Below are 12,549 nucleotides of genomic sequence, written 5' to 3' on the forward strand. Positions count from 1 at the left end.
TGCGCGGGACGTTACCACCAAGTAGCGTCGGTGGGGAGGGCCGCGAGGACGATCGATTCCGGCCTGCCAGGGGGAATCCTCGGCAGCTCACCGCGCGCCGGAGCGCGCGGCCGGGTTCTCGTACAGGGTCAGGTCCTCGCCCGCGTACACCTCGCGGAGCCCGACCAGCGTCGCCGGGTCCGTCAGTTGCCCGCCGGCCACCCGTTGCACCACCACCCAGCGCACCCCGGTGGCCCGCACCGGGGCACCGGAGTCGAGCACCCGCCGCACGTGCGCGACGCGCCGGTTCTCCCCGCTCACCTCGCTCGTGCCCACCCAGAGCGTGTCGTCGACGAGGACCTCGGCGTCGACGTAGCGGGGCAGCGGGTCGAGCGCCGTCCGGCCGCCGTTCCAGGGATACGCCCGGTAGGCACCCAGCGGCAACGAGAGCACCTCGCCCGGCTGGCCGTCGAGGCGGGCGGCGACGGCGTCCCAGTCCGCCGGATAGGCCACCGGCCGCAGCCGGCCGGCCGCGCCGAACGCCAGGTCCGGCAGGACCACCACCGGCAGCGCCAGCGCCCCGACCAGCACCGCGCCGGCGCCGGCCCGCCCGACCCGGCCAGCCGCCCCGGCCAGCCGTTCCGCGCCGAGCGCGAACCCCAGGGCCACCAGCAGGGCGTACGGGACGAGGAACTTCTGCCCGTCGCGCAGCACCCCGGCTCCCGGCACCGTGGCCACCAGCCACTCCAGCGACGTGCCCAGGCCGGGCAGCACGCCCAGGGCGGCGAGCAGGAACCCGCCGGCCGCCAGCACGGCCAGCCGGTGGCAGAACCCGTCCGGCCACCGGTGGCGCAGCGCCCGGTAGCCGAGGACCGCCAGGGCCAGCACGACGGCGGTGGCCAGCGGCGCCAGCGGGGACGACCGGCTAACCGGTGTGGTCTGCGCATTCCAGATCCCACCCGTGCCGGCGAGGGCTCCGAGCGCCCCGCTCCAGTTCTCCGCCCGTGCCGCGAACGCCGCCACCCCGTCGGGATCGGTCCGGGCGTCCGCCCTGGTCAGGGCGGCAGCCACCAGCCAGGGCGCGTTCAGCAGCAGCACCAGTGCGATCGCGATCGCGCCGACCCGGCCCCCGCCCCGCCGCGGCACCAGCACGACGGTGGCCGCCAGGGCGATGAGGCCGCCGGTCGGGGTCACCGCGGCGAGGGCGGCCGCCAGCACCAGCAGCGGCAGCGCCCACCGTCCACCGGCCCGCAGCCGGATCACCGCCAGCACCAGCCAGGGCAGCGACGCGTACGCCAGGAGCAGACCCCAGTGCCCGATCAGCAGCCGCTCCGCCAGGTAGGGCGTCCACACGTATCCGACGGCGGCCACCAGCCGGGTGACCGCGTGCCGGGCCGGCACCAGCAACCCGGCGCCGACGGTGGCGAGCAGCAGCACCGCGACCAGCGCCAGCCGCTGCACCAGCCACCCGGGCACCGCCTGGCTCGCCAGCGACACCAGGGCGTCCAACGGCACCGCCCGTGGCAGCGAGTCGGACGGGGTGACGAGTTCGGCGCGCCACGGCTGGTGCGGCACGAAGACCATGTCGTAGCTGAGCACGTAACCGGGTGCCGCCAGCGGAGCCAGCACCAGCAGGGTGACGGCCAGCCCGAGCCCGACGAGCATCGACCTCTCCCGCAGGGTTGACCTCCTCATTACGCTGACCGGGCGTGGCACCGGCGTGGCGCCACTGTACGCGCGCCCGTTGCACAGCCGGGAGTGCCGGCGACACGGGACGGTTGATGGGTACGGATTCGGAAAAGCCCGGCCGGGCGACCGGGCTCGGCACCGCCGGCGTCGCGGTGACACTCGCCGGCGTGTTCGTCAACGGGCTGGCCTACGTGGTGCCCGTCCTCGGCGCGCGGCACCTCGATCCGGCGGAGCTGAGCGCGCTCGCCACGCTCCTGGCGCTGGGTGCGATCGGCGGCGTGGCCAGCACCGGGCTCCAGATCGCGGTCGCCGTGCACCGGGCCCGGCACGGTCGCGCCGCCACCGCCCGGCCGACCCTGCTCACGGTGCTCGTCACCGCCGCGCTGCTCGCCCTGACGCTGCCGGTGGCCGCCGTCCAGCTCCGGCTGACCGCCCCGGCGGTGCTGCTGCTCGGCGTGCTGACCGTGGCGGTCGTGGCGGCCGGCCGCTGGCTCGGCGAGTTGCAGGGCGACCAGCGCTTCCTGCGGCTCGCCGGCGGCATGGCGCTGCTCGGCGCCGGCCGCTACGGGGGCATGGTGGCCGGGCTCTCGCTCGGCGGCGGGCTCACCGGGTCGCTGCTGGCCGGCGCGCTCACCTCGGTGCTGGTGCTCGCGCTGCTGGTGCGCCTCAACCGGGGCGCAGGCATCGACCCGGCCGTGCCCTCCCTCGCCACCCGGACGGTGCTCACCGCCAGCGGCGCCACCCTGGCGATGCTGGTGGTCTCCTACGCCGACCTCCTGCTCGCCCGCCGCTTCCTGCCGCCGGACGTCTCCGGCACCTACGCTGTCGGCACCGTGCTGACCAAGGGGGCGCTGTGGGCGCCGCAGGTGGTGACCGTGATCGTGCTGCCCCGCCTGGCCAAGGGGGACCGGCGGGCCCTGCTCGCCGCGCTGGCCCTGGTCGCCGGCGCCGGGGCGGTGCTGGTGCTCGGTTCGGCGCTCGCGGGCGGGCTGGCCTTCCGCCTGGCCGGCGGCCCCGACTACGCCGCGGCCGGTCGTTACGCCCCGGTCTTCGCCGCCACCGGTGCCCTGTACGCGGTCGTGTTCATCCTGGTCAACGCCCGGGTCGCGGCGTCGGTCCGGTGGCCCGCGGCGCCGCTGTGGACGTCCACGGCGATCTTCGTGGCCGCCGTCGCGACCGTCGTGCCACGGACCGTCGCCGGGATCGCCGGGGCAGCCCTGGCGACGGCGGCGGTCACCGCCGTCGCCATCGGACTCCTGACATTGGCCCACGAACGGGGCAGCAGGTCGAAACGCACCCGTACGGCCACTACCACCCAAGCGGGAGGACATGTCACAGTGCGGGACGGATAACCAGGAGACGGGGGTTTCTGGTGAGCGTCAGCACGGCCACGACCGGGTCCGGTCCAGGGAAGGCCCGCACCCACGCCCGCTGGTTGCTCGTTCTGTACGCCACCGCGCTGGCGCTCAGCCTGACGGCCGGCGTACCGGGCGGTGCACGGGCCGAGGGCGGCATGTCGGCCGACCGGCTCACCGCCCTCTTCGAGCGTTACGGCGACACCTCCGGCCGGTGGAACGGCGCCGACCGGACGGCCTCGGTCCGGCTCCCCGACGGCCGGCTCCTCTGGCTCTTCTCCGACACGTTCCTCGGCCCCGTGGGCCCGGACGGGTCCCGCCCCCGCACCGCGTCGTTCATCAACAACTCCGCCGTGGTGCAGCAGGGCGACGAACTGCGCGAGACGGTGCACGGCGGCACCGCCGAGGACCCCGCCTCGCTCGTGCCGCCGCCGGCCGCCGACCAGTTCTACTGGATCGGCGACGCCCAGGTCGTCGGCGAGACCCTCCAGATGCTGGTCAACCGCTATCGCCGGACGGGCGACGGCCCGCTGGACCACGTCCTGCTGGGCACCTCGCTGGCGACCTTCGCACTGCCCGGCATGACACCCACGGCGGTCCGGCCACTGCCGCTGGGAGAGCGCATCTCGTGGGGCTCCAGCCTGCTCCGCGATGGCGGACACACCCTGATCTACGGCACCGAGGCGAGCGGCGAGACGAAGTTCGCGCATCTCGCCCGGGTCGCCGGGACCGACCTGAGCGGCCCGTGGGAGTTCTGGACGGGCACCGGCTGGGCGCCCGCGGCGGACCGGTCCGCCCGCATCCTCAGCGGGGTCGGCACGTCGTACGGGGTGCAGCGGGTCGGCGACCGGTACGTGGTCGTGACCCACGAGAACAACCTGGTCTTCAGCGCCGACGTGGTGGCGTACACGGCGGCTGGGCCGACGGGTCCGTTCGAGGGGCCGGACTACCTGCACCGCGCGCCCGAGACCGACGCCGGGCATCTCGTCTACGACGCCGACCTGCACCCCGACCTGGCTCGTCCGGGCAAGCTGCTGATCTCCTACAACGTCAACAACGTCGACGACGCCGTGACGTACGCCGACGCCGGCCTCTACCGGCCGCGCTTCGTCGAGGTCGACTGGCCCCGCCCCCGGCCGGACCGGGCCGACGTGCCGCCGGCGCCGGCGGCTCTCACGGCCGAGGCGCGGGGCGCGGGCAACGCCGAGCTGCGGTGGCGTCCCGTCCCGGTCGATGACGAGCTGCGTTACCTGGTGCACCGCCGGGACGTGACCGCCGGGCAGACCCACTTCGTGCGGATCGGCGAGCCGTCCGCCGAGCCCCGCGCCTCGGCCGACTTCCTGGTCAACGGCCACGAGTACGAGTTCCGGGTGACCGCCGTCGGTCGGCGGGGCGAGGGCCCTCCCTCGCCGGTGGCGCGGATGACCGCCACCGTGCCGCCGCCACCGCCGCCGAGCGGGGTGCGGGCCGAGGCCGGCCGCACCGGGGACGTCGCGGTGCACTGGGAGCCGATCCCGTTCGTCCAGGTGTTCCGGCTCTACCGGCGCGACGTCACGGCGGGACAGCGGGAACCGGCCCTCGTCGGCACGTTCACCGGCACCAGTGCCACCGTCGGCTCGCTGTGGCACGCCCGGACGTACGAGTTCACCGTCGTCGCGGTCGGCGGCGGCGGGGACAGCCCGCCCTCGGCGCCCGTCCGGGCCATCGCATCGGTCAGCCCGCCGGCCGCGCCGGCCCGACTGACCGCACAGGCCCAGCCGGACGGCGACATCCGGCTGGGCTGGGCCAACCTCGGTCCCGGCGTCTCTTACCGGGTCTACCGGCGCGACCTGACGGCGGGCCAGAGCCGACCCGGGTCGCCCGCACTCGAGAGCCGGCCGAGTCACCTCGCCCGCCACCTTGAGCACGGCCACGAGTACGAGTTCACCGTCAGCGCGGTGGACCGCGACCGCGAGGGACCGCTCTCCCCGCCGGTGCGGGCCCGGGCGACCTTCAGCGCGCCGAAGGTGGTGCCGACCGACCTGCGGGTGACGAAGGTCGGCACGGCCGAGGTGGAGCTGACCTGGCGCTCGACCAGTCCCGGCGGGTGGCACCGCGTCTACCGGCGGGACCTCACCGCCGGGGAGCGGGAGTTCATTGAGGAGGAGGTGCCCGTGCAGGGGACCGAGGCCACCATCCGCCAGCTGCGCAACGGACACGAGTACGAGTTCGTCGTCGCCGCGGCCAACCAGGCCGGTGCCGGGCGGCAGAGCAGGCCGGTCCGGGCCGTCCCTCGGCTGCCCACGCCGGCCGGGCTGGCGGCGACGGCAGCCGGCAACGGCGAGGCGCGACTGAGCTGGCGTCCGGCGGGGCCGGGCCTCGCCTACCGCGTCCAGGTCCGCGACGTCACGGCCGGCGGGGAATGGCGCACGGACCCGGTGCCGGTGGGCGGAACGGACTTCACCGCCGTGTTGCTGGTCCGCGGGCACCGCTACGAGTTCCGGGTCGCCGCCACCGACGGCATCGACACCGGCACGCCGTCCGCGCCCGTCGCCGTGCTCGTCCGCTGAAACACCGGCGGTGGGCACGGCCCGCTTGGGGGAGCTGGCCCGGTCAGGCCCCGGCCGCCAGCCAGGAGTGCAGCAGGTGGTGGTCGATCGAGTCGGTTCGGCCCAGCGGCCGTCCGGCGGCCGCGCGCCGGCGCAGCTCGTCCCGGGTGAACCAGCGCGCCTCCAGCAGCTCCTCGCCGTCCACCCGCACCTCCTCCGACGCGGCGGTGGCCCGGAAGCCGACCATCAGGCCAGCCGGGAACGGCCACGCCTGCGAGCCCACGTACGCCAGGTCGGTCACCGTCACCCCGGCTTCCTCCGCCATCTCCCGCCGGACGGCGTCCTCCAGGCTCTCGCCCACCTCGACGAAGCCGGCGAGCGTCGAGTACGCCCCCTCGGGCGCGCCCGCGTGCCGGGCCAGCAGGCAACGGTCGGGGACGCCGGGCGCCTCGATCAGCACGATGACGGCCGGCTCGATCCGGGGAAAGAGGAGCCGGCCGCAGTCCGCCCGCGCGCACGACCGGACGTGTCCGCCGCCCCGGGCGACGGTCGACGCCCCGCACGTGCCGCAGAAGCGCTGCTGCCGGTGCCAGTGCAGCAGCCCCCGCGCGTACGCCTGGACGGCCGCCCCGGCCGGGTCGAGCCGGCCGACCAGCGCCCGGACGTCCACGGCGGCGCCCGCCTCCGCCACCTCGACGGCGGCGGCCTCGGGCAGCCCGGAGAGGTCGACGGCGAAGACGGCCGAGCCGTCGTCCATGCCCAGGAAGACGGTCTCGTCGGCGACGGTCAGCGCCTTGGCCGCCCGTTCCCCGGTCAGCCGCACCGGCACGTCCCCCGCGACCAGGCAGCGGTCCCGCCAGAGCGGCAGCAGGGTGCTCGCTGGGTCCGCCAGCAGGGCGGCGAGCCGCTCCGGGTCGGCACGCAGCTCCCCCGCCCGGTCCAGCCAACCGCCCCCGTACGCCAGGACCGCCTCGTCCGCTCCCATGTTCCCTACCGTGCCATGCCCGCCGGCCAGACCGACCACCGGCCGGTGTCCCCCGACACGCCGGGCGACACGCCGCGAGCGACGGGTGGGGCGCTGGCTCCCGCCCCGCCGGGGCGCCGGTTACCGTAGGTGTCTTCCGGGCGGAGGTGCGCTCCCCCGTTGTGGTACGTCCGATCGAGGTGACCGTGACGCTGTACGGCGAGAAGACTCCACCCGCCGACGACCGGCCCACAGTGCAGGTCAAGGCTGTGACCTGGCCCGGTGACGAACCGGAGCCGGTCGCGCCGGCGGGCCGGCCGGGCGGGTCACGGTCCCGCCGGATCCGCCTGCTGCTGGCCGCCGGGGCCGCCACGGCGGTGCTGGCCTCCGTGGCGGGGGCGGGCGCCTACGCGTACGCCGGTGACGTGCCGCGCGGGACGACGGTGCTCGGCGCGGAGCTGGGCGGCCGGAGCCGCGCGGACGCCGCCCGGGAGTTGCGGACGGAGCTCGAACGCCGCGCCGCCTCGCTCAACGCCCCGCTGTCGGTACGCGTCGGCGAGCGGACCGCCACGATCGACCCGGCCACCGTCGGCCTGGCGGTCGACGTCGACGCCACCGTGGCGGCGGCGGCCGAGGCCGACGCGCACGCCGTCGACCGGCTCGTGGGGTCCCGGACGGTGCAGCCGGTGGTGACCGTGGACGCCGCCCGGCTCGACGCCGCCCTCGAGAAGGTAGTCGGCGACCAGGGCCGGAAGATGACCATGCCGGCGATCACCTGGAAGGGCACCACGCCGAAGGCGGTGCACCCGAAGCCGAGCCTCGCCCTCGATCCGGAACGCTCCGCGCAGGTGGTGCGGGAGGGCTGGCTCGCCGGCCAGCCGGTGACCGTGCCGCTGGTCGAGTCCCACCCGGCGACCACCGCCGAGGAGGTGGACCGGCTGGTCGCCGAGCTGGCGAAGCCGGCCGTCGCCGCCCCGGTCACGCTGACCACCGGCAAGGGCTCGGTGCAGATCCCGCCGAAGGCGATCGCGCGGAGCCTGCGGTTCACCGCCGACAAGGCCGGCAAGCTGACCCCTCAGGTCGACGTGAAGCGGCTGCGGGCCGCGCTCGGCGACGACCTGGCCGCGATCGAGGTGCCGCCGAAGGACGCCCGGATGACCATCTCCGGCGGCAAGCCGAAGGTCGTCGACGGCAAGCCCGGGCAGCAGCTCGACAGTGCGGCCCTCGGCCGCGACCTGCTCGCCGTCCTGCCGAGGGCGGACGACCGGAAGGTCACCGGCGAGCTGAAGCCGGCGGAGCCGGAGCTGACCGCGGCGAAGCTGGGCGGGTTGGGCATCAAGGAGCGGGTCTCCACCTTCACCACGCACTTCACCGGTGGGCTCTCCTCGCCGCGCAGCCAGAACATCGTCACGATCGCGAAGGACGTGGACGGCACGGTGGTGCTGCCCGGCGAGACGTTCTCCCTCAACGGGCACACCGGCGAGCGCGGCTACGCCCAGGGCTACCGGGACGCCCCGGTCATCCTCGACGGCAAGCTGGTCCCGGGGGTCGGCGGCGGCACCTCGCAGTTCACCACGACGCTGTTCAACGCCACGTACTACGCCGGGCTGGAGGACGTCGAGCACAAACCGCACTCGTACTGGTTCAGCCGCTACCCGGCGGTCATCGAGTCGACCATCTTCTGGCCGGACCTGGACTTCAAGTTCCGCAACAACACCGAGCACGGCGTCCTGATCGACACCTCCTACACGTCGAGCTCGATCACCGTGTCGATCTGGAGCACGAAGATCTGGGACAGCGTGAAGACCGAGTACACCCCGCGCCGCAACATCACCCAGCCGAAGACGGTCTACCTGGAGCCCGGCCCCACCTGCATCCCGGCCAGCGGCAGCCAGGGCTTCACCCAGGACGCCTACCGCGTGTTCAAGAAGGACGGCAAGGTCGTGAAGCGGGAGAAGTTCACCTGGCGTTACTCCGCCGAGCCGCGCTTCATCTGCGGTCGCGAGCCGTCCTGACGGCCGCCTGACTCCCGCTCGGGGAAGCCCCGCCGGCCACGTCGCCGGCGGGGCTTCCCCATGTCGTACGCGCACCGCGTCACGGCCCTCGTAGGGTGCCGAACACCGTCCCCACGTCTGCACCCGTGCCCCGCCCGCGCCAGCGGTGCCGACGCGAGGCGGTGCCGGGCCGAGTCAGCCGCCGCTGGCTCTGGCTCTGGTGCTGGTGCTGGTGCCGACGCTCGCGCTCGTGCGGGCGCTGGTGCTGGTGCTAGCCGTTCCACTGCTCCCACCACCAGGGTGCCGGGGCTCTCGCCGCGGTTGTCTCTCGTTGAGAGCCTGCCGCCGTTAGCCGGCGTACCCCTCGGAAAGCTGCTCCGATAAATGGTGCGTTGGCGGCGGCGGAGCGCGACGGGCGGCTGCTCGTGAGCCCCGGAATGAGCCGTAACGCAGTTCAGGGCCACCCCGTACGGGGTGGCCCTGAACTGAAAGATTGTCCGGCGGTGTCCTACTCTCCCACACCCTCCCGAGTGCAGTACCATCGGCGCTGGAGGGCTTAGCTTCCGGGTTCGGAATGTAACCGGGCGTTTCCCCTCCGCCATGACCGCCGTAACTCTATCAACATATCAAACAACACCACACACAATGTGGTCTGTTGTTCGTTTGCTGTGAGTTGCACAGTGGACGCGTAGCAGCTTAGTAGTCAAGTCCTCGGCCTATTAGTACCGGTCAACTGAACCCGTTACCGGGCTTACATTTCCGGCCTATCAACCCAGTCGTCTAGCTGGGGGCCTTACCCCACCAAAGGTGGGTGGGATACCTCATCTTGAAGCGAGCTTCCCGCTTAGATGCTTTCAGCGGTTATCCCTTCCGAACGTAGCTAACCAGCCGTGCCCCTGGCGGGACAACTGGCACACCAGAGGTTCGTCCGTCCCGGTCCTCTCGTACTAGGGACAGCCCTTCTCAAGTATCCTACGCGCACGGCGGATAGGGACCGAACTGTCTCACGACGTTCTAAACCCAGCTCGCGTACCGCTTTAATGGGCGAACAGCCCAACCCTTGGGACCTGCTACAGCCCCAGGATGCGACGAGCCGACATCGAGGTGCCAAACCATCCCGTCGATATGGACTCTTGGGGAAGATCAGCCTGTTATCCCCGGGGTACCTTTTATCCGTTGAGCGACACCGCTTCCACTCGCAAGTGCCGGATCACTAGTCCCGACTTTCGTCCCTGCTCGACCTGTCAGTCTCACAGTCAAGCTCCCTTGTGTACTTGCACTCAACACCTGATTGCCAACCAGGCTGAGGGAACCTTTGGGCGCCTCCGTTACCCTTTAGGAGGCAACCGCCCCAGTTAAACTACCCACCAGACACTGTCCCTGAACCGGATAACGGTCCGAAGTTAGATACCCAAATCAACCAGAGTGGTATTTCAAGATTGCCTCCACCCATACTGGCGTATGGACTTCACCGGCTCCCACCTATCCTACACAAGCTAATTCGGATACCAATGTCAAGCTATAGTAAAGGTCCCGGGGTCTTTCCGTCCTGCCGCGCGTAACGAGCATCTTTACTCGTAATGCAATTTCGCCGGGCCTGTGGTTGAGACAGTGGGGAAGTCGTTACGCCATTCGTGCAGGTCGGAACTTACCCGACAAGGAATTTCGCTACCTTAGGATGGTTATAGTTACCACCGCCGTTTACTGGCGCTTAAGTTCTCCGCTTCGCCCCCGAAGGAGCTAACAGGTCCCCTTAACGTTCCAGCACCGGGCAGGCGTCAGTCCATATACATCGAATTACTTCTTCGCATGGACCTGTGTTTTTAGTAAACAGTCGCTTCCCCCTGCTCTCTGCGGCCATACAACGCTCCACCCGCGCGGGGCTTCACGTCTCCGGCCCCCCTTCTCCCTAAGTTACGGGGGCAATTTGCCGAGTTCCTTAACCACAGTTCGCCCGATCGCCTCGGTATTCTCTACCTGACCACCTGTGTCGGTTTGGGGTACGGGCCGCTAAGAACTCGCTAGAGGCTTTTCTCGGCAGCATAGGATCACTGACTTCACCTGAATCGGCTCGGCATCACGTCTCAGCCTTCATGGCGTGCGGATTTGCCTACACACCGGCCTACACGCTTACCCCGGCACAACCACCGGCCGGGCTCAGCTACCTTCCTGCGTCACCCCATCGCTTGACTACTACCCGCCAGGTTCCCACGCTCCCCAACCTTGATCCGAAGATCGCAGCCGGTTCGGGTGGTTAGCACAACGAGGTTCATCAGGGACGCTCTTTCGCGGGTACGGGAATATCAACCCGTTGTCCATCGACTACGCCTCTCGGCCTCGCCTTAGGTCCCGACTCACCCAGGGCGGATTAGCCTGGCCCTGGAACCCTTGGTCATCCGGCGGAAGGGTTTCTCACCCTTCTTTCGCTACTCATGCCTGCATTCTCACTCGTGCCGCGTCCACAACTGGGTCACCCCGCTGCTTCACCCCCGGCACGACGCTCCCCTACCCATCCACACACCTGCACAACACATCAAGGCGTTGCGTGGTTAAAATGTGAATGCCACAGCTTCGGCGGTGTGCTTGAGCCCCGCTACATTGTCGGCGCGGAACCACTTGACCAGTGAGCTATTACGCACTCTTTAAAGGGTGGCTGCTTCTAAGCCAACCTCCTGGTTGTCTATGCGACCCCACATCCTTTTCCACTTAGCACACGCTTAGGGGCCTTAGCTGGTGATCTGGGCTGTTTCCCTCTCGACTACGAAGCTTATCCCCCGCAGTCTCACTGCCGCGCTCTCACTTACCGGCATTCGGAGTTTGGCTGATTTCGGTAAGCTTGTGGGCCCCCTAGACCATCCAGTGCTCTACCTCCGGCAAGAAACACGCGACGCTGCACCTAAATGCATTTCGGGGAGAACCAGCTATCACGGAGTTTGATTGGCCTTTCACCCCTAACCACAGGTCATCCCCCAACTTTTCAACGTTGGTGGGTTCGGCCCTCCACGCGGTCTTACCCGCGCTTCAGCCTGCCCATGGCTAGATCACTCCGCTTCGGGTCTAGGACACGCGACTGAATCGCCCTATTCAGACTCGCTTTCGCTACGGCTCCCCCACACGGGTTAACCTCGCCACATGCCACTAACTCGCAGGCTCATTCTTCAAAAGGCACGCCGTCACCCCGCAAGGCTCCGACGGATTGTAGGCGAACGGTTTCAGGTACTATTTCACTCCCCTCCCGGGGTACTTTTCACCATTCCCTCACGGTACTCGTCCGCTATCGGTCACCAGGAAGTATTTAGGCTTACCAGGTGGTCCTGGCAGATTCACGGCAGATTACAGGGGTCCGCCGCTACTCGGGAACACCCACAGAAGACCAGCCACTTTCACCTACCGGACTCTCACCGCCTACGGTCAGCCTTTCCAGACTGTTCGGCTAGCAACTGGCTTTGTAACTTCTCGAACAAGTGTCAGCTCATTCAGCAGGGTCCCACAACCCCAACCACGCAACCCCTGACAGGTATCACACGCAGCCGGTTTAGCCTCAATCCGCTTTCGCTCGCCACTACTCACGGAATCACTATTTGTTTTCTCTTCCTACGGGTACTGAGATGTTTCACTTCCCCGCGTTCCCCCCACACACCCTATGTGTTCAGGTGTGGGTGACTGGACATGACTCCAGCCAGGTTTCCCCATTCGGACACCCTGGGATCACAGCTTGGTTGACAGCTCCCCCAGGCCTATCGCGGCCTCCCACGTCCTTCATCGGCTCCTGGTGCCAAGGCATCCACCGTTCGCCCTTGACAACTTGACCACAAAGATGCTCGCGTCCACTGTGCAATTCTCAACAAACGACCAACCCACAACCCCACAGCCCCACACCAGCACCACCACAGTGATCGGTATGCGAGACCAGGCCATGCCTGGCAACCAGCTCCACCCACAGGCGAAGCAATGGCTCCGAAAGAAACAACCACCGGTTGTTCTTTCAGGACCCAACAGGGTGCTCTACGCCAAACCCCAGCCGCACCAGGAGGAACTGT

Annotated in this window: 4 protein-coding genes, 2 rRNA genes and 1 pseudogene; 3 read left to right on the plus strand and 4 right to left on the minus strand. The window is 69.9% G+C overall.

All coding sequences use genetic code 11. The features are described 5' to 3' along the window. Positions 1 to 108: 108 nt before the first annotated feature. A pseudogene (locus AC0OO9_RS13460) lies at positions 109 to 1,644 on the minus strand (MmpA family trehalose lipid delivery protein); the annotation flags it as partial. Between the two features lie 116 nt (positions 1,645 to 1,760). Between AC0OO9_RS13460 and AC0OO9_RS13465 the strand changes: the two are divergent. Together AC0OO9_RS13465 and AC0OO9_RS13470 are read left to right on the plus strand one after the other, a co-directional pair. Continuing rightward, positions 1,761 to 3,020: a polysaccharide biosynthesis protein gene (locus AC0OO9_RS13465; RefSeq protein ID WP_484517491.1), complete on the plus strand. Its 1,260-nt coding sequence runs from the start codon at positions 1,761 to 1,763 to the stop codon at positions 3,018 to 3,020. Positions 3,021 to 3,040: 20 nt separating this feature from the next. After that, on the plus strand, positions 3,041 to 5,572 hold the full coding sequence (locus AC0OO9_RS13470) for a fibronectin type III domain-containing protein (protein ID WP_484517492.1): 2,532 nt from the start codon (positions 3,041 to 3,043) through the stop codon (positions 5,570 to 5,572). 43 nt (positions 5,573 to 5,615) lie between these two features. Here AC0OO9_RS13470 and nudC read toward each other — a convergent pair whose 3' ends face one another. Continuing rightward, entirely contained in the window at positions 5,616 to 6,536 is a 921-nt protein-coding gene (nudC, locus tag AC0OO9_RS13475; RefSeq protein WP_484517493.1) for an NAD(+) diphosphatase, read from the minus strand. Between the two features lie 179 nt (positions 6,537 to 6,715). On the opposite strand from nudC, the gene AC0OO9_RS13480 reads away from it, so the two are divergent. Next, entirely contained in the window at positions 6,716 to 8,530 is a 1,815-nt protein-coding gene (locus tag AC0OO9_RS13480) for a VanW family protein (protein ID WP_484517494.1), read from the plus strand. A gap of 474 nt (positions 8,531 to 9,004) precedes the next feature. On the opposite strand, the gene rrf is transcribed toward AC0OO9_RS13480, so the two are convergent. Continuing rightward, a 5S ribosomal RNA gene (gene rrf, locus AC0OO9_RS13485) occupies positions 9,005 to 9,121 on the minus strand. A gap of 87 nt (positions 9,122 to 9,208) precedes the next feature. Then, positions 9,209 to 12,320: ribosomal RNA gene (locus AC0OO9_RS13490) — 23S ribosomal RNA — on the minus strand. Positions 12,321 to 12,549: the final 229 nt, after the last annotated feature.

It is taken from the genome of Micromonospora sp. USAFONa4 (assembly GCF_057197825.1).